This is a genomic window from Rufibacter psychrotolerans, assembly GCF_016924645.1.
Taxonomy (GTDB): domain Bacteria; phylum Bacteroidota; class Bacteroidia; order Cytophagales; family Hymenobacteraceae; genus Nibribacter; species Nibribacter psychrotolerans.
In genome coordinates this window covers 241,065-258,970 of sequence record NZ_JAFFJV010000009.1, presented here as the reverse complement: position 1 = coordinate 258,970, position 17,906 = coordinate 241,065, and the positions used below count along the sequence as shown (strand labels likewise).

Annotated in this window: 18 protein-coding genes; 6 read left to right on the top strand and 12 right to left on the bottom strand. The window is 59.4% G+C overall.

What is annotated here, in order from left to right; translation table 11 throughout:
- Nucleotides 1-109: 109 nt before the first annotated feature.
- From JT718_RS10135 to JT718_RS10115, 5 genes are all read right to left on the bottom strand, one after another.
- On the bottom strand, nucleotides 110-493 hold the full coding sequence (locus tag JT718_RS10135) for a DUF3037 domain-containing protein (protein WP_205502299.1): 384 nt from the start codon (nucleotides 491-493) through the stop codon (nucleotides 110-112).
- Nucleotides 471-1,268, bottom strand: coding sequence for a HipA family kinase (locus JT718_RS10130; RefSeq protein ID WP_205502297.1), 798 nt, complete (start codon nucleotides 1,266-1,268; stop codon nucleotides 471-473). The genes JT718_RS10135 and JT718_RS10130 overlap by 23 nt, the downstream gene beginning before the upstream one ends.
- A 127-nt stretch (nucleotides 1,269-1,395) precedes the next feature.
- Complete coding sequence (locus JT718_RS10125; protein ID WP_205502295.1) at nucleotides 1,396-1,842, bottom strand: hypothetical protein; 447 nt, start codon at nucleotides 1,840-1,842, stop codon at nucleotides 1,396-1,398.
- A gap of 116 nt (nucleotides 1,843-1,958) precedes the next feature.
- Nucleotides 1,959-2,393 (bottom strand): hypothetical protein, encoded by a 435-nt coding sequence (locus tag JT718_RS10120; protein WP_205502293.1) that lies wholly within the window; start codon nucleotides 2,391-2,393, stop codon nucleotides 1,959-1,961.
- Nucleotides 2,394-2,590: 197 nt separating this feature from the next.
- On the bottom strand, nucleotides 2,591-4,150 hold the full coding sequence (locus JT718_RS10115) for a DUF3943 domain-containing protein (RefSeq protein WP_205502291.1): 1,560 nt from the start codon (nucleotides 4,148-4,150) through the stop codon (nucleotides 2,591-2,593).
- Between the two features lie 257 nt (nucleotides 4,151-4,407).
- On the opposite strand from JT718_RS10115, the gene msrB reads away from it, so the two are divergent.
- Nucleotides 4,408-4,881: a peptide-methionine (R)-S-oxide reductase MsrB gene (msrB, locus tag JT718_RS10110; protein WP_205502289.1), complete on the top strand. Its 474-nt coding sequence runs from the start codon at nucleotides 4,408-4,410 to the stop codon at nucleotides 4,879-4,881.
- Between the two features lie 410 nt (nucleotides 4,882-5,291).
- On the opposite strand, the gene JT718_RS10105 is transcribed toward msrB, so the two are convergent.
- The 3 genes from JT718_RS10105 to JT718_RS10095 form a co-directional block, all read right to left on the bottom strand.
- On the bottom strand, nucleotides 5,292-7,520 hold the full coding sequence (locus JT718_RS10105) for a M3 family metallopeptidase (RefSeq protein WP_205502287.1): 2,229 nt from the start codon (nucleotides 7,518-7,520) through the stop codon (nucleotides 5,292-5,294).
- Nucleotides 7,521-7,670: 150 nt separating this feature from the next.
- Nucleotides 7,671-8,384 carry an N-formylglutamate amidohydrolase gene (locus JT718_RS10100; RefSeq protein WP_205502285.1) on the bottom strand — a complete coding sequence of 238 codons (714 nt, stop codon included), beginning with the start codon at nucleotides 8,382-8,384 and terminating at the stop codon, nucleotides 7,671-7,673.
- Nucleotides 8,385-8,463: 79 nt separating this feature from the next.
- On the bottom strand, nucleotides 8,464-9,369 hold the full coding sequence (locus JT718_RS10095; protein ID WP_205502284.1) for a S66 peptidase family protein: 906 nt from the start codon (nucleotides 9,367-9,369) through the stop codon (nucleotides 8,464-8,466).
- A 260-nt stretch (nucleotides 9,370-9,629) separates the two neighbouring features.
- On the opposite strand from JT718_RS10095, the gene JT718_RS10090 reads away from it, so the two are divergent.
- Entirely contained in the window at nucleotides 9,630-10,112 is a 483-nt protein-coding gene (locus tag JT718_RS10090) for a nuclear transport factor 2 family protein (protein ID WP_205502282.1), read from the top strand.
- 41 nt (nucleotides 10,113-10,153) lie between these two features.
- Entirely contained in the window at nucleotides 10,154-10,897 is a 744-nt protein-coding gene (locus JT718_RS10085) for a DUF8091 domain-containing protein (RefSeq protein ID WP_205502279.1), read from the top strand.
- A gap of 125 nt (nucleotides 10,898-11,022) precedes the next feature.
- On the opposite strand, the gene JT718_RS10080 is transcribed toward JT718_RS10085, so the two are convergent.
- The gene (locus JT718_RS10080; protein ID WP_205502277.1) at nucleotides 11,023-11,796 is read right to left on the bottom strand and encodes a DUF5602 domain-containing protein; all 774 of its coding nucleotides are present in this window, start codon (nucleotides 11,794-11,796) and stop codon (nucleotides 11,023-11,025) included.
- 187 nt (nucleotides 11,797-11,983) lie between these two features.
- Nucleotides 11,984-12,436: a cupin domain-containing protein gene (locus tag JT718_RS10075; RefSeq protein WP_205502275.1), complete on the bottom strand. Its 453-nt coding sequence runs from the start codon at nucleotides 12,434-12,436 to the stop codon at nucleotides 11,984-11,986.
- Between the two features lie 89 nt (nucleotides 12,437-12,525).
- Between JT718_RS10075 and JT718_RS10070 the strand changes: the two genes are divergently transcribed.
- On the top strand, nucleotides 12,526-13,140 hold the full coding sequence (locus JT718_RS10070) for a TetR/AcrR family transcriptional regulator (RefSeq protein WP_205502273.1): 615 nt from the start codon (nucleotides 12,526-12,528) through the stop codon (nucleotides 13,138-13,140).
- A gap of 156 nt (nucleotides 13,141-13,296) precedes the next feature.
- Here the strand turns inward: JT718_RS10070 and JT718_RS10065 are convergent, their stop codons facing one another.
- Nucleotides 13,297-13,716 (bottom strand): STAS/SEC14 domain-containing protein, encoded by a 420-nt coding sequence (locus tag JT718_RS10065; protein ID WP_205502270.1) that lies wholly within the window; start codon nucleotides 13,714-13,716, stop codon nucleotides 13,297-13,299.
- A 421-nt stretch (nucleotides 13,717-14,137) separates the two neighbouring features.
- On the opposite strand from JT718_RS10065, the gene ggt reads away from it, so the two are divergent.
- Both ggt and JT718_RS10055 read left to right on the top strand, forming a co-directional pair.
- Entirely contained in the window at nucleotides 14,138-15,730 is a 1,593-nt protein-coding gene (gene ggt, locus JT718_RS10060; RefSeq protein ID WP_205502547.1) for a gamma-glutamyltransferase, read from the top strand.
- Between the two features lie 122 nt (nucleotides 15,731-15,852).
- Nucleotides 15,853-16,653, top strand: coding sequence for a DUF5995 family protein (locus JT718_RS10055; protein WP_205502268.1), 801 nt, complete (start codon nucleotides 15,853-15,855; stop codon nucleotides 16,651-16,653).
- Here the strand turns inward: JT718_RS10055 and JT718_RS10050 are convergent.
- A complete protein-coding gene (locus JT718_RS10050; protein WP_205502266.1) occupies nucleotides 16,650-17,825 on the bottom strand; it encodes an MFS transporter in 1,176 nt (391 codons plus the stop codon). The two genes, JT718_RS10055 and JT718_RS10050, sit on opposite strands and share 4 nt — an antisense overlap.
- Nucleotides 17,826-17,906 lie beyond the last annotated feature (81 nt).

The following is a 17,906-nucleotide window of genomic DNA, read 5'->3' as shown; positions in this document are numbered from 1 at the left end:
GCTTCTGAAAGCAAGGGGCTTTTTTATTATCGTCTGTTTTAGGGCTGTTTTGAAGAAAACGGGCCAATTTCACGGACCGGCACCTTCCCTGTAGAGGAGGACTAAGCCTTTACAAAACCAATTGCTTCTGCAAGCGGTGGAGGGTTTCCTGGGCATCGGTGCAGAGGCCGGGGTGTACGGCCGAGGTTTGGACCACGGTGCTGCGGGTGGCGGTCAGCCACCGGAAACGCGAGGCCAGGGGCAGTTGCCCGATGGTGCCGCCGGTCTTGCCGCCGGAGCAGATGCGCACAAAGGCCTGCAGCCGCTCCTCTAATTCCGCCAGGTCCAGGTCACAGGAAAACGTACGGAGCCGCTCTTGGTCCACGTGAAAGATGGTTTGCAGAAACCGTTGGGCCGGGCAGTAGAGAATGACACCCACATTGAGAAACTCCTCGCGTTCTACGCACGGCACTACCCTTAGAACGGCGTACTCAAATAAGTGCTTTTCTTGCATTCTGTGCTTCTTTGACAAAAATTTCTGAATGGGCCAGGCGGGTTTCCAGGAAGTGGGCATACACCTGCCGGTGTTCTTCTACGGTGGCGAACGGCGAGTCTCCGGTCAGCCAATCGTCGGGGATCAAAGCGATGATGGCCTGGATCCGGTCTGGGGTAAGAAGGGCTTTGAACTCGGCGTCCACGGCCTCCAGTTCGGTGGCCCGGGGCAGCAGCACGTGGTCTTTTACCTGCACAAAGGGCCGCTTGGCCTGCTCCTGCCAGTTCTGCCAGTTATGATGGAAGTAAAAGGCCGCGCCATGGTCAATCAACCACAGTTCCTTATGCCAGACCAGCATGTTGGTGTTGCGGGCGGTACGGTCCACGTTGGTGATGAGGCAGTCCAGCCAGACCACCTGCGAGGCGAGCCGGGGGTCTACTTGGTTCACCAGGGCATCAAACGTGATGGCGCGGGACAGGTAATGCAACCCCAGGTTGAGCCCCACGCTGAACTGCAGCAGGTCCTGGATTTCCTCGTCGGGCTCTGCCCGGCCAAAGCTCTCGTCCAGGTGGGCGAACACCAGCTCAGGAATGCGCAAACCCAGCAGGCGGGCAATCTCCCCCGCAATGAGTTCGGCGATCAGGGCTTTCACGCCCTGGCCGGCTCCCCTAAACTTAAGCACGTACAGAAACTCATCGTCGGCTTCCACAATGGCCGGCAGTGAACCTCCCTCCCGGAGCGGCGTCACGTACCGTACCACGTTCACCGACCGGAGTTCGGGTTGGGTAAATTTCATAAATTGGTATCTTCTCCAAACAAAACCACCGGGCCCGGCCCTATGCTACCAGGCAGGCCCAGCTTTGGGGAACGGAGACAAAGGTAAAAAAGATTCTGGTGCGCCCACCACCCGCCGCTTCCGGCCGCTATTCCTCCAGGAGCCACTGGAAGGCGGCCTCTTTGTCAAAATGGACTTTGATGGGCCTGGCCGAAGCGGGCTCCTGACCGGCCGGCTTCTCGTACACCCGGGTGGGATTGGTCATGACAAAGCACTCGGGCGCCATGACAATGGCAAAACGGCGGAGCTGGAAGGAGCTGAACAAGGGTGCCATGTTCTGCACCAGCCAGGTCTGGTTCTCGGGGAGCATTGCTTTGATCTGCCGGGCATCGGTGAGCCAGAACCGCACGCCTTTGGTGGCGGCAAGGTCAAGGGCCAGCCGGTAGGCATTCCGGAACTGCTCACCCGCCGGACTCTGCAGGAACGTTAACTGCAACACCCCCGCCTCTTTGTCCAGCTTTATCTGGGCCACCTCGTCTTCGTACAGGTTTTCCAGGGCCAGCGGCACCAGCTTTTCGGCTCCCCTCAATTCCATGGTTCTACTCCTTTCAAGAAACAGGTTGACCTTTTGTTGTACTTGGCCTGCCGCCAAAAGTTACCCAGAATGTGGTTGATGAGTACGTAGAAACCGAAAATACCCGCTTTTAGGTATCAGCCGCTTTTGCGTCCTTTCCACTTCTTCACCGACTTTTCCTTTTCTTTCTCTGCCTTGAGCTTGGTGAACTCGGCATCTGGCAGGGAAATGGCGTAGTACGCCGAGGAGAGGATGTGCAGGTTTTCATCAAAGTCGTACTCCAGGCTCAGGCTCAGTTGCTTGTCGGGGTTTAGCACGTACTCCTCCCCCACTTTGTCATACACCCTGAACTCGTACTCGCCCTCCTCGGCCTGCTTGCCCGGAACCCGGGCCAGGCAGTCGCCGGTAATCACCAGGGGCGTCTCCAGTTCCTCCTCGTACGAGAAGTCCTGGTAGTACTTACCGTCTTTGCGGCTGGTCAGGTACTCCACCGCATCAAGGTACACTTCAATGTTCTGGTGCTTGTTGTCCCGCTTGGTACCAATAGTCAGGATATTGCCTACTACTTTCATGCTCTTTCTACGTTAAGGGCAGACCCGCGGTGTTGGTAGTACCCCACCCGGCCTGCCCGTTCAGGGGCAAAGGTACATCCTTCCCCTGAAAGGACTTATACTCCCCAAGGGCACGCGGTCTTTAGCGGCCGAAAGCCGGCCTGTTTTGGGGCCGTTTTCCCGAAAATTGCCCCAAAACAGCGCCTTGTACCCTGCGGTTAATTGTACCGGCCCCGGCGCTGGGAATCTTCCAGGAACAGTTGCAGGAAAATCTTCTGGTCAGTGATGACGGAGCGTTGGGTGGGGTACTGCGCCAGGCGCCGGTTGGTGGTGTACCCGAAGTGCTCATACCCCAGGCTCACGTTCTTGAACAGCCGCACCGTTACCCGGGGCCTGACAATGCCCACCGAGTTGGAGCCCTCCAGCCCTTCAAAGGTGTTGAGCCAGTAGTGGTAGTACACAAACGCCGCCGAGGCGTACTTGCCCAGGCTCAGGGTGCTTTCCAGCTTGGCATGCAAGCCGGTGGTGTACACGTAATCGCGCAGGCCGTTTTCATCGGGGGCGAAGCGGGTGCTGTTGCCCGCCAGCGGAATCACGCCCAGGTGCACGTTGTTGTACAGGTTCAGCTGGTTGCTGAGGGGCAGGCGTGTGAACAGGCCTCCCCCGAAGCCCAACGCCCCCAGCTCAAAGTTGCGGGTGTTCCAGTAGTCATAGTACTGAAAAAGGCCGGTAAGCACCGAGAGTTTGCCAACCTGGCTGTTTTTCCCGAACAGGATGCCGTACCCGGTCACGTTATTAAGGGTGCCGGCCAGGGTGTCGCCGGCGCCTTTGCTAAGCTCTACCCGCACCCGGAACAGGTCAAAGGGTTTGCGTTTCTGGAATTCAAAGGGATTGCCGTAGTCCAGTTGCACGTTGAGCAGGGCTTTGTTCTGGCCCAGACCAAACACATCGTCTTGCCGCTGGTTGAGGCGGTGCACCCCGGCAAACAGGGTAAGGTTAAGCGGCTCTTTCTCGTAGACCTCTTTGTTGGTGACCTGGAAGGTTTTGCCCTGCAGCAGGCGGTTGAGGCCCCGCACGGGATTCACCAGGCCGGCAGCAATTTCGCGCAGGGCGCGTTCCCCGCCCCGGGTGCGGTCGTCCAGAATGTTGGAGCTGAGCCGGTACAGGATCTCGCCCAGGGCGGCCCCGTTGAGCGGCGTGTAGATCATGTCGTTGTACGAGGGCAGGGTGTTCTCCCCGAAGTACTCCCAGGTAAGGCTGCCGCCCACTGCAAACGGCAACGACTGCCAGTAATTATAGCCCTGCGAGCGGGCCGCGTTGAAGTACAGGGTGCCCTGGTACGGGTGCCCTATGAAGTTGATGCCAAACTCATCGGTGTCCCACTCGGGGCGGGAGCGCAGGTTGGTTTTCCAGGTGCTGGGGCTCACATAGCCGTAGTCGGCCTTGGCGATGTAACGATTAAAGCCCATGAACACGGCGTTCACACCCAGCACCTGTACGGCGGGTTTCCAGAAGGGCTGGCGCGGGTTGTAGTCGGGATCATCATGGAGCAGGTCGCCGTATTTGTTGAAGCGGGTGGTGTCCAGCAGGAACGCGTTGGTGGGCTCTGTGCCTCCCAGCGAGTCACGGAAGAGCCGGGCCTTGCGGGCCTTGATCTGCTGCAGTTGCTGCTCGCGGGAACCGTGGCCGGGCTTCACAGAATCTGGCTCCGTGATCACTTGTGCCTGGGCCATCAGCGCAGCGCACAGGCTTAGTAGAAGGGTAAAGGTCAATTTCATAGAGGGTGCAAACCGGCCCAGAGCGGAAGGGGTGAATACCCGGTACGGGGCGCTTCCGAGTCATGTCTCTGTACCTACACGCGTCATACGGGAAACCCGCAGAAAAGTGTACTTCTCCCAGCCGATAGCCTTGCCAGGGCAGCCGTTTAGGGGTTGTGCCGTCCTGTTTTCGTCTTATTTTCAGGAAAACGGGCCCGAAACCTGGTTGAACCCTGCTGCCAGCCACCTTGTTTTCCTGGCAAACAACCCCTGCCCGTATGCTCCGGTGGATAGACGTGATCAAATATGCCAAATACAGCAACCCCGAACCCTCCCGGCGGGTAGAGAAAACCGAGGCGGAGTGGCAGCGGCACCTCACCCCACAGCAGTTTGAGGTATTACGCCGGAAAGGCACCGAGCCGCCTTACCGCAACGCCTACTGCAAGTCGTATGACCCGGGCGTGTACGTGTGCGCCGGCTGCGGCACCCCGCTGTTCAACTCCACCGAGAAATACCACGCCATCTCGGGTTGGCCCAGCTTCACGCAGCCCATCGCCAAAGGCGCCCTCAAGTACCTGTTTGACGACAGCCACCACATGCAGCGCATAGAGGCGCAGTGCAACACCTGCGACGGGCACCTGGGCCACGTTTTCCCCGACGGCCCCGCGCCCCATGGCCTGCGCTTCTGCATCAACTCTGAAAGCATGGTGCGGCTTGCGGAGCCCGAGCAACAGGATGGTGAGAACGCCTGACCGCACCCTGTGAAGGTTACCTAACGCAATCCACTAGAGTAGAGTCCAAGAGCTTTGCCGTTCTCTGGTAGTTGCGTTGATGCCATTACAGAATTACAAGAACTTCCTTGCTGCATCTCTAAAATCCCCTCGCTCGCCTCTGGCGAGTGTGAGAAATTGGGCGGCCTCTGGCCGCGTTGCGGGCAAGATTTCAGGTGAAGTACCTAGCGGCGAGACGCCGCCCGATGGCTCACACTCGCCAGAGGCGAGCGAGGGAGTACTGTAACAAACCTTTACCCACAACCCAAATAGGAGCTATAAAAAGAAGAGTCCCCATGCTCCACCTCACCGGTGAACATGGGGACTTTTCTTTTATCTGTTTCAAGCCCGATTAAAGGAAAACAAGCTTAAAACGGGTTTACGGCTACTGCTTATTTCTTCGCCTTGGCACCATTGGTTTTCTGTCCGGGTACTGGGAAGCCGCGGTCACGCATGAGGGCGTCAATCTTGGCGTCACGGCCGCGGAACAGGCGGTAGGCCTCGGCGGGGTCCATGGAGTTGCGCGGGGCAAACAGGTACTTCACCAGCTTGGCGGCCACTTCCTTGTCATAGAATCCGCCCGGGGCTTCTTCAAACGCCTCGGCGGCGTCTGAGGTCAGCACATCGGCCCACAGGTAACCGTAGTAGCCGGTGGCGTAGCCTTCGCCGGAGAATACGTGCGTGAAGTGCGGCGAACGGTGGCGCATCACAATCTCTTTGGGCATGTTCAGGGCCGCCAGGGTCTCGCGCTCAAATTTATCGGGGTCCAGGCCGGTGGGGTCAGGCAGGGTGTGGAACTTCATGTCCATGAGCGCCGAGGCCAGGAACTCGGTGGTGGCAAAACCTTGGTTGAAGGTGGACGCTTTCTTGATCTTGGCGACCAGTTCCGGGGGCATCACCTTGCCGGTTTTGTGGTGCTTCAGGAACTGGTTGATCACCCGGTCGGTGGACAGCCAGCGCTCCAAGAGCTGCGAGTGGAACTCGGTGTAGTCGCGCACGCCGCTGTTGAGCGTAGGGTACTTCACGTTGGAAGCCAGGAAGTGCAGCGCGTGGCCGAACTCGTGGAAGAAGGTGGTGGCATCGTCCCAGGAAACCAGTACGGGCTCCCCCGGCGCGGGCTTGATGAAGTTGGAGTTGTTGGACGCCAGCACCGTTTTCTTGCCATCAAAGGTGGTGTGGCTGCGGTACGGCGACGCCCAGGCGCCCGACCGCTTGCCCGGACGCGCGAACGGATCGAGGTACCACAGGCCGATGTGCTCGCCGGTAGTCTTATCGGTCACTTCCCACACGTTCACGTCTTCGTGGAAGACCGGCACCGAACCTTTGGGCACGGGCTTAAACGCGAAGTTGAACAGCTCCCCGGCAGTATAGAAAATAGCCTGCGTGAGATTGCCCAGCTCCAGGTATTGCTTCACTTCGTCAGAGTCCAGGGCATACTTCTTCTTGCGCACTTTCTCGGCGTAGTAGCGGTAATCCCAGGGCGCAATGGTGATCTTCGCGCCGCTGGCATTGGCTACGGCCTGCATGTCTTTTACCTCCTCTTTCACGCGGGCCAGGGCGGCGGGCCAAACGGCTTCCATTAAGGCCATAGCGTTTTTGGGATTCTTGGCCATGCGGTTCTGCAGGCGCCAGTCGGCGTAGGTGTCGTAGCCCAGCAGTTTCACGCGCTCGTCGCGCAGCTCCAAGATACGGGTAATGTTTTTGTTGTTGTCGTTGGCGTCACCGTTGTCGGCGCGCGAGTAGTAGGTATTCCAGACTTTCTCGCGCAGGGCCCGGTTGTCTGAATAGGTCAGGAACTGATCCATGGAGGAACGGGTGTTGGTCACGGCGTACTGCCCTTCCTTGCCCCTGTCGGCGGCGGCTTTGGCAGCGGCTTTCACAAAGCTTTCGGGCAAACCGCCCAACTGGTCTTTGGTGAAGTAGGTCACGTATTTCTCCTCATCGGCCAGCACGTTGTTGCCGAACGAGGTGTACAGGGAGGAAAGCTCTTTGTTGATGGCGGCGTAGCGCTGCTTGGCTTCGGGGCTCAGGCCGGCGCCCTCCATGGCGAAGTCTTCGTAGATGAGCTGCACCACGCGCTGCTGGTCGGCGGGTAGGGGCGTTTTCTGCGACAGGTCGTACACGGCCTTGATGCGCTCAAACAGCTTGGTATTCTGCGAGATCTTAGACCGGAAGTCAGAGATCTGCGGCGCCAGCTCGGCCTGAATCTTGCGGAACTCCGGCGTAGACATGTTGCTGCCCCAGATGCCGTAGTAGATGAAGGCCCGGCTCAGCGCCTCGCCGGCTTTTTCGTAGGGCACAATGGTGTTCTCAAAGGTGGGCGCGGCCGGGTTGTTGGTAATGGCGTCAATGTCGGCCAGGTGCAGGGCCATGCCTTTCTCCATGGCGGGCTTCAGGTCGGCCAGGCTCATTTTGTCGAAAGCCGGAACGCCGCCGTACGGACCGGTCCATTCGGCCAGCAGGGGATTATCCAAGGTTTCTTTCATCTGGGTGGCGGCCGGAGCGGGTGTAGCGGTGGTGGAGGCGGTTTGCTGGGGCTGCGTGGAGGTGCAGCCTACCATGGCCAGCATCACCAGTAAACTAGGCGCCTTGCCAGCCGGTAAAATAAGGTTACGCATCATACATTTCGTTCAAGGCAGAAGCCCTTTGCAGGCTGCTGCGGGTGTACTAAACCTTAAATTTACTGAAATTCGGGGAAAACTGCCCAAAAACTGTGCTGAAGCCGGCCCAGAAACCATGCTCACGGTTTAAAAGCCACCTGGCTGCCGCTGTCAGGCTTGCCCTGCTTGCAGCACCGCCTGTACCGCCTGGGTTATCTCTTCCAGCACCTGCCGCCATGCCTCCTCGTCGCCGTTCAGGAAGAACTTCTGGTTTACCTCCAGCTCAAAGCCGGCGTAGTGGTTCTGGTCAAACTTGCCGCGCAGGTGGGTAGGAAATCCATCGGCTGAGCCGGGATAAGGCTGGTTGAACAGGACCTTCCGTTCCGGGTTCGCCTCCTGTAAGTGAGCTTTCAACTGGTGCGCCAACCTTTCCTCCAGGGACCGCTCCGGGTCATACAGAATCCCGACCTCGGCCGGGCGCACCTCGCCCTCCAGCGCCGGGGTAAACGTATGGATGGCCAGGTGCAGCACCTGGTGCCCCGCCGCTGTTTCTTCCTGTATTTTGGCTTCCACCTCGCGCCGGTGCGGGAAGTAGTACTTTTCCAGAAGGGCCTGCTTTTCTTCTTTAGCTAGTTCCTTGGTGTAGGGTGAGAACAACTCCTGGGTGCCCAAAGACCGGTTGCCCTCTACCAGCAGGCGCGAGGTAGTGACGCTGTAGAGCGGCAGCCCAAGCCTGCGGGCCAGGTGCCGGGCCAGCCAACCCGCCCCAAAGTCAATGGCTTTGTGCGAGTACAGCACATCTTCCTTTCCCGCAAACAGAAAGGCATACTCGCCGGGAATCTCGTTGCCGGCGTGCTCACAGGTGAGAATACAACAGAGGGCCATATGCCGTAAGGGGGTTAAACCAGTTTATGGGCTGTTTTACGCAAAAGGGCCCCGAAACGGCGGAGCGGCCTGCGCCGAATCATGGGGTGAATGCAACGGTGCTGCCCTTTGGGGTCACTTCCAGGGAGACCAGGCTGCCCAGAATCAGGGCCTGGTTGTCTTGCCCGTGCCCCGCCGGAAACCCGAAACACACCGGAAAATCATACTCCTGCACCGCCTCCAGCACAATCTCCTCGGGGGTTTTCCCAAACGGCGGCTCGTCTTCCTCAATCTCAATCAGGTGGCCCACCAGGAGGCCTTTCACGTAGTCAAACTTCCGGGCCTTTTTCAGCGAGGTCAGGTAACTGTCTAGCCGGAACTTGTGTTCGCCCACCTCTTCCAGGAAGAGGATCTTGCCGTTGGTGTTCACTTCAGAAATGGTGCCTTTGGCGTTGCACAGCACGCTGCTGGTGCCGCCCACCAGCATGCCCTCTGAGGAACCCACGCGGTTCAAGGGGTGCGGGTCTACCTGGTAAGTCAGTTCCTCGCCAAACAGGGCCTTTCTAAGGGTTTCCCAGGATTGGGGCTGAAAACCGGCCTCCAGGTCTGCGGCCATGGTGCCGTGGATGGACGCGGTGCTGAGCATGCCTTGCACGTGGCTGTGCAGAAAGGTGGTGTCGCTGTAGCCCACCAGCCACTTGGGGCTGTACTTAAAGGTATTGAAGTTCACCTGGTCAATGATCCGGATGATGCCGTAGCCGCCCATGGTCTGCAGCACGGCTTTGATGTCTGGGTTGTCCAGCATGTGCTGCAGGTCCTTCCTGCGGAGCTCGTCCGGGCCGGCAAAGCTGCCGTGCCGGGGCCCGATGGTTTTCCCCAAAACGGGTTCCAGTTTCCATTCTTTCAGGATCTCTACCAATTGGTCTATGTACTCTTGCTGGGTGTAGTTGCTGGTGCTGATCACGCCAACTTTGTCACCGGCTTGCAGAAAGGGAGGAATAATCATGGCCTGCTTTTTTCCACCGGAACGCAAGCCACCCGCTGAGGTTGGCTCTCGCCCCAAATCACGTACTTTCCAGCCCATTGCCTGCGTGTTTATACGGAAGAGCGCTGCGCATTTCCGTTTCCGGACTCCTTTCGGAAAAATGGGCCAGAAAGGGAATACCGCCCCGCTGTCCCGCAACCCACTTTGAATAAAGCCTGGATTCCGTAGCTTTGGCCTTGTTTGCAAATCACCATACCCCCTACGCCTGGGCTTTTCCACTTATGCGCACTTCTTCCTTGCCTTTTTCCGGGTACCCCTCCCTTTTTAGGGCGATTTTTCTGCTGTTGTTTCTGGTCCCGGCCTGCAAAGGCACCGCAGACCTTTCCCAATCCGGTCCAGAAGCCATCCGGGAGGTGGAGAGGCTGGAAGACCGGTGGATGAAGGCCCTGGTCCGCAAGGATACAGCCGCCATGAGCCAGTTGCTGGCCCCGGAGTTTACCCTGAGCGGGAGCAGTGCCGTGCTGGAAACCAGAAAGCAGTACCTAGAGACCTCGGCCATGCCGGAGCGGGCGCTGCAACCGCTCCTGCTTGAAGACCGGCAGTTCAGGGGCTACCCCAACACCGTGGTCTCTACCGGCCGAACCAAATATGCCGGCACCTGGAACGCCAACGCCTTTGCCATGCCCGTGCGCTACACCCACGTGTACGCCCGCGTGAACGGCTCCTGGAAAGTGGTGACCGCCCACCTGAGTTTGATCCAATAAAGGTGAACGCTTTACCTTTACCGCCGCAAAGCAAGAGAGCGTTGGAAGCACCAGAGGGAGAAAACAAGACCGTAGCCGAAAAAACCGGCATCAACATCAAGAATGAGCGCTCCTTGCACGCCGCCCTGAAACAGTGGTACGCCCAACCCCAGGACCGGTTTGAGGTGCCCGTGGGTGGGTTTGTAATTGACCTGGTGCGGGGCCGCCAGCTGGTGGAGATCCAGACCCGCAATTTCACGGCCATAAGGCCCAAGCTGCAGGCGCTCCTGAAAGACCACGCCGTGCACCTCATCCATCCGGTTACTTTTGAGAAATGGGTGGTGCAGGTAGACGCCAAGGGCACCTCGGTGCTGTCGCGCCGCAAATCTTCTTACCGGGGCGCCCTGTCAGACCTTTTTGAGGAGCTGGTGCGGCTCCCCGAGCTGGTGCAGCACGCGGCCTTCACGCTGGAGTTCCCCCTCATCAGGGAAGAGGAAGTGCGGTGCCGGGATGGGAAGGGCAGCAAACGACGCAAGAAAGTCAGCCTCAAAGACCGCAAGCTGCTGGAGGTGGTCAGCACGCATACTTTCACCTGCGCCCAGGATTTTCTGCAGTTCTTACCGCCCACCCTGCCGCAGCCTTTTTCCAACAAAGACCTGGCCCAAGCCCTGGGGTTGCCGCTGCACCGCTGCCGCCAGATCACCTACTGCCTCCGGAAGATGGCCGCCCTGGAGCTGGCGGGAAAGAAAGGCAACGAGCTGCTCTTCCGCCAGGCCGTGGCCCCTTGTCAGGAACTTGCGGGCTAAGGGGTCTGCCAAATTGCAGCTGCAGGACCAAACAAAACAGCGGGCGTTTAGGGGCCATTTTCTTAAAAATGGCCCCTAAACGTCCGCTGTTCACTTCCGGGGCAGCCTGCTTTGGTTTTAGGCGCTTACTGCCGCTCGGTCAAGTCCAGTAAGGAGATGGTGTATTCTTTGGTGGTGCTGTTGTAGGAGAAACCGTACCGCATGGGGTACAGGCCCGCCTTCTGGTACGCCGAAGGCTGGGGCACCGCTATGGTTTCGCCGCCGCGGGTGGTCAGGCTGGTGAGGTAGGCCAGGGTGAACATAGGCTCATGGAAGATAAAATTCCCGTCTATGGAGCCGTAGAGGAAATTGCGGGCAAACTGGCCAGGGGCATTGTTCTGGTCTGTCACGTCAATCCAGTGAGCGCCCATACCGGGCACCACCCCGGGCGTAAGAATGTAGTTCTGGGGCACAAACCGGGCCTCGGCCTCCTCGTCCATGGCGGCCTGCCCCTCAATGTTGGCCACTTCAGCCTCTGGTATCATGTAGAAGTGGGCATCAAAGTGCGGCACGTTGTACAGTCCGGGCGGTTCGTGGCCCTGCGGGTTCCAGTCTAGCATGACATGGTTGTAGAGCGTCTGGTTGGCTTGTTGCGGCAGCGGCAGCGTGTACATACGCATGGCATTTCCCAGGTTAGACAAGGCCCCCTCTGACAGGGTGATGCCTACCGCGGTTGGCGTACCGGCCGCGTTGGTGGTGACCCAGGCCTTGGCGGTGCCCTGCCCTACCGCCACGGGAGCACCGTAAAAGGTACCTTCCAGGTTGTCTTCATCATCGTCTGAGCAGGCGGGCAATAGAAAGGAGAGGAACAGCAAGGCACCGCTAAGCAACCTGCTGGCAAGCGAAAAAGGTTTATCCATCTTTGAGAAAGGATTACGGATGAGCCACTCCCCCTCCGGCAGCGGCCGGCTAGCCACTTGGTTCGGCTAAGAGGTCTCATCCAGGCAAATACGGCTACAGAGGGACGTGGCAACACGTCTGGTGGGGAAAGCAGCACCCCGGGGCGGAGTGGAAGGAGAGGAAAAAGAAATGGAAAAACGGAAAGAACTAGGCTACGCGGCTGGGCTCAAGGACAATGTGCATGTCAAAGGTAGCGGCCAGGCTCCCCACGCGGGCCACCATGGTTTCTGACACAGACTCCCGGAAGGCATTTTCTTGCGTGGCGGGCACGCCAAAGCTATGGAAGAAGGCGTGGAACCCCTTGGGGCTATGCAGGTTCAGCCATTTGTTTGGCCCTGGCCCGGGGTTGCGGAAGGTGTGCAGCGTGTTGGGGGGAAGGTCAACCCACTCGCCCTCCCGGAGCAGGCGGGTTTCGCCGTTTACCGTAAACTCCATCTCCCCTTTCAGGACAAAGAAGAGCTCGGCGAATTGGGTGTGGTGGTGCGGGGGCGGACCCGGTACGCCGGGGGCAGTTTCACCGATGGCCAGGTCATAGTCTCCGGTGGTGGGCACGGGCGTGATCCCATGCCCCATAACCCAAAGTTTTTCTGGTGCTTCCATGTGATCATCCTTTACAGTGCTTGTGCGGTTTACCTGTTAAATGTAGGAAGAGATTTGCTTCTCGGCAAGTTTTATGAGACATTTATCTCATGAAAGACCATTTCTTGCAAAAGGGCAGAACCAACCAGAAACTCAGGACCAGGCAGGCCCTGCTGGCGGCGGCCCGTGAGATCCTGCAAACCAACGGGGCTTTCTCGCTGGACGAAGTTGCCAAAAGGGCCCTGGTCTCCCGGGCCACGGTGTACCGGTACTTCTCAGACGCCGAGACCCTGCAGATGGAAGCCAGCCTGGACATTAAAACCAAATCGCCGGAAGAGCTGCTGCAGGGTCTGGACCAGGCCCCAGCCACCCAGCGGGTCTTGTGCATCCAGCAACACCTCTTTGACATTGCCCGCCAGAATGAGAGCGCGTTCCGGGCCTACCTGGGGGCAGTGCTCAAACTGTCGGCCACCCAGCAGGAACAGGGCAGCAAGCTCAGGGGCTCCCGCCGCATTCCCATGCTGGAGACGGCCCTGGCGCCTTTTAGGAGTTCCCTTACCCAGGAAGAGTACGCCCGGCTGGTGCACGTGCTGGCGGTGCTCAGCGGTATTGAGGCGTACATCTCCCTCAAAGACGTGAGCAAGCTCTCGTACAAAGAAGCCACCCAAACCATTCAGTGGGGAATCTGCACCCTGGTGCAAGCGGTGCTGGCCAAAGCCGAGTAAGCCTTGCCCCCAGGCTGCCCCTGGTAAAAGCTCCGCCACCGCGGCACGGCCATTTCGTTCTAACACAAAAAAACTGTTTAGGGCCTGTTTTCTGGAAAACAGGCCCTAAACAGTTTGCTGCGTGTGCTTTGCCCGGAGACCTGCCCCGCACCGCCCCTAAGAGGTCCGCTCCAGGGAGAATTGCCTCAGCCAGTCCTCGGCCTTGGACCGGTCATCAAACACTTTGGCCCTGAAGGCCGATAACTTGGCGTAAAACGTAGAAGCCGTTGACTCGGCAAAGGTCTCGGGGGTGGTGATCATGGCGAAGTACTGCAAGCCTGCCCGGGCCGCCTTGGGCGACCACTCCTTCAAGACCCACTCCAATGAATGGTCCCAGCCCCCCACAATCAGGCGGGTGTCGTTCAGGACGCATTTGTAGCCTGCCTCGGCCAGGGCGGTGGTGTAGGCGTGCGCGCCGTTCTTAATGTTTTCCTCGGTTAAATACCCCATCCAGTTCACGTGCACCCATTTGTTGCGGTGGTCCACGTCAATGGTCAGGTACACACGGCCAAATGGGTTCTTCAGTTCCTGCCTCATGCTTTGCTTAAAACGGCAAAGTAAGGAAAGATTTGCTTTCCGGTAAACACCCGGGGCGCTGTCCCACAAAACTGCCTTTGGGGCGGGGAGCCAGCAGGGGTGCCGTTTTCCATCCGCTCTGGCGGAGTCTGCGTAGACGCCGCTACGCTTTAGGCTGTTTTTCATCCATTCTCCGCAAAAGGAGCTAAAAACGGGGCTTCGGCAGCAGCTTTCTCTCCTACTTTACCAAAACCAGCCAGGCAGCGGAAAGGGCTGTAAAACCCGGCGGGCCTTAACGGGGTAAAGACTACTGGCAGCGCCCTTTCACCCAACCCGGTACACAGTGGTCCTAAGAAACGTGATTCTTCTTGTGGTCTTTGCCGCCAGCCTTGGCTGCACGCAGAAAAGCCACCATGCCCGGGGGCTGGTGACCCAGCAGGCCATGGTGGTAACGGCCCACCCGCTGGCCTCCCAGGTGGGCGAAGCCGTGCTCCGGCGCGGCGGAAACGCCGTAGACGCCGCCGTTGCGGTGCAGTTTGCCCTGGCCGTGGTCTACCCCGATGCGGGGAACATTGGCGGCGGCGGTTTTCTGGTGCTGCGGCAACGGGACGGTACCGCCGCCGCCCTGGACTACCGCGAGAAAGCCCCCGCCGCCGCCCACCGCGACATGTACCTGGACCCGAACAAAGAGGTAGTGGAAGACCTGAGCCGGAAGGGCCACCTGGCGGCCGGAGTGCCCGGCACGGTAGACGGCATGGTGCAGGCCCACCAGCAGTACGGTAGCTTGCCCTGGCCCGAGCTGGTGCAGCCCGCCATTGACCTGGCCCGCCGAGGCTTTCCGCTTACCCAAAAAGAGGCCCGTAAACTCAACCGGGAGCGCAAAGACTTTCTGCGGTACAACACCCGGCAACCCACGTTTTTTCTAAAAGACCACTGGCGCGAAGGCGACACCGTACGGCTAGCAGACCTGGCCCGCACCCTGGAACGGATCAGGGATAAAGGCCGGGCGGGCTTTTACGAGGGCCCCACGGCAGACCTGCTGGCCGCCGAGATGAAACGCGGCGGCGGGCTCATCACCAAGGCCGACCTGGCCGCGTACCGGTCGGTGTGGCGCACGCCGCTGACCGGAACGGTGGGGCCGTACAAGGTCATCTCCATGCCCCCGCCCTCCAGCGGCGGCATTGCCCTGCTGCAGCTCCTCACCATTGCCCAGCACTACCCGCTCCCCGAATGGGGCTGGAACAGCGTGCCTGCGGCGCACCTCATGATTGAGGCCGAACGCCGGGTGTACGCCGACCGCGCCAGGCACCTGGGCGACCCCGACTTCTACCAGGTACCCGTGGCCGGCCTCCTGGACACGGCCTACATTCGCCGCCGCATGCACGGCTACTCCCCCACCCGGGCCACCGACAGCGACGACGTGTACCCCGGCGTGCCCGCCCCGCCCGAAAGCCCCCACACCACCCACTACTCCATTGTAGACGCGCAGGGCAACGCCGTGTCGGTGACCACTACGCTCAACAGCAATTTCGGGAGCAAGGTGTTTGTGGGTGGGGCGGGTTTCCTGCTTAACAACGAGATGGACGACTTCAGCGTGAAACCGGGCTATCCCAACGCCTTCGGGCTGGTGGGCGAAGAGGCCAACGCCATTGCCCCCGGCAAGCGCATGCTCAGTTCCATGACGCCCACCATCCTGGAGAAAGACGGCAAGCTGTTCATGGTAGTGGGCAGCATGGGCGGCTCCACCATCATCACCACGGTGTACCAGATCATCCAGAACGTGACGCGCTTCGGGTTTACCATGCAGGGGGCCATCAGCGCGGGGCGGTTCCACCACCAGTGGCTGCCCGACTGGGTGCTGTGTGAGTGGGGCGCGCTGGGGCCCGGCACCGGCCTGGCCCTGTGGCTCAGGGGCCACAAGATAGCGCCCAAATACGGCGGCATTGGCCGGGCGGCGGGCATTCTGGTGCTGCCCGACGGCCGGTTGGAAGGGGGCGCAGACCCGCGCGGCGATGACACGGCGGCGGGCTTCTAAACTTCCTCCGTTTCTAGCCCTTTTTCGGGAAAACAGCCCTGAAACAGATAGAAATTAATCGCCTCATCTTCAAGCAATTCCTGCTTAATTCTGTATCTTAGGCTACACCAACGCCAGAAAAGATGCCGCACGTTCAGGAACCATGCACCACCATTGATGACGTCATCGCGGAGCTGGACCGTATTGTGCAGCACTGCCTCCAGACCAACGACAAAGCCGGGTACTTTGCGGTCTTGTATTACTGCGTCACCTGCCGGGTGCGGGAAGGCATCAGGAAGAAAGAGTTTGACGACAACGCCCGCATGGAGCGCCTGGACGTGCTGTTTGCCAACCGCTACCTGGCCGCCTGGCACCGCTGGAAAGCCGGCCAGAAAATCACCCGTTCCTGGCAGGTCGCCTTCCAGACTACCACGCTTTCCACGGCCATTATCCTGCAGCACCTGCTCCTGGGCATGAACGCCCACATTAACCTGGACCTGGGCATTGCCACCGCGGAAACCATGCAGGGCCAGAACCTGCAGGCCATCAAAAACGACTTTAACCGCATCAACGCCATCTTAAAGGCCATGGTAGACAAAGTGCAGGACAACCTGGGCCTGGTGTCTCCCCTGTTCCGGCTGCTGGATGTGTACGGCAGAGACCGCGACGAGCTGCTCACCGGCTTCAGCATCCAGGTGGCCCGCGACGGGGCCTGGTGCTTCGCCGAGGAGCTGAGCGCCCAGACCGGCCCGGCCTATGAGGCCTGCCTGGCCCGGCGCGACCAGCGGATTGCTGTTCTGGGCCAGCGCATGGCCCACCCGCTCAGCAGGATGCTCCGGTTCACGCTCACGGCCATCCGCACCTCAGAGTGGCGCTCGCCGGCCTCCACCATCCGGCTGCTCCGCTTCGCCGATGCGCCGGCCCCTGCTCCTGCCCTTGGTTAAGCGGCTTTTTCGCCCTGCATGGCCAGGGTGCCTTCGGTGGGGCCCTCCATCCTGAAAAACAGGCGGGAAATAGGAATGAGCATGATGCCCGCCACCGCAAAGGCAATAAACGACACTTTCAGGCTAAACGCGTGGGCCAGGTAGCCAATCATGGGCGGCCCGATGAGCATGCCCACAATGCCGAAGGTGGCAATGAGCGAGATGGCAATGCCCGGTGAGTACGTTTTGGAGGAACCCGCCAGCGTGTAGACCATGGGAATGACCGAGGCCGTGCCGAAACCCACCAGGGAGAAGCCCACCATGGCCGGCCAGAATGTGGGGAACAGAATGGCCAGGCTGATGCCCGAGAAAATGAGCAGGGCGCTGAGCAGGAAGGTAGCCTGCATGCCTATTTTGTCAATGATCTGGTCAGAGATAAACCGCGACAGGGCCATGAAGGTCATGAACACCAGGTAACCGGCGGTAAACACCTCTTCCCGTACCACCTGCTGGAAGTAAATGCCGCTCCAGTCAAACATGCCGCCCTCGCACACCGCCGCAAAGAACACCAGCAAACCAAGGTACAGAATAAAGGGATCGGGCTTTTTGAAGGCCAGCTTGTTGCCCGTGGCAGAACGGTCGTTCCGGAGCAGGTGGCCAAAGGCAAACACGGTGGCCAGCACGCTCATGCCCGACACCAGGAGCAGGTGGGTGGTCATGGGCACCCCCATGGAAACCAGCAGGGTGGTAAAGCCTACCCCCACAATGCCCCCCGTGCTCCAGAGCCCGTGAAAAGACCCGTTTATTTTCTTGTCAAACTGCTTCTGCAGGGTAATGGCCTGGGTGTTCACTGAGATGTTGAAGATGCGCATGCTCAGCGAGAACAGGAACAAGGCCATGACCAGGGTTGCCGGCGTTTGGGCCAGGGCAATGAAGGAAAGGCAGATGGAGTTGACCAGGAACCCCACCGAAAGGGGAATGCGGGTCTCAAACCTAGACACCAGCCACCCCGACAGGGGCAACCCGATGAGGGAACTCACCGGCATGGTGAGCAGAATGGAGCCCAACTGGGCTTCATTGAGGTCCAACGCGGTTTTAATGGTAGGTATTCTGGAAGCCCAGCTGGAAAAATTGAATCCTGAGAGGAAGAAGAAGGCGCTGAGGGCAACCCTCTGGGTGTGAATTGACTGCATGGTGGTAAGATAAGCCTGCAAATATGCGCTATTTTACGGGAGCAGGCGGTACATTTCCTGAAACAGGCCCGCCCGCTCCCC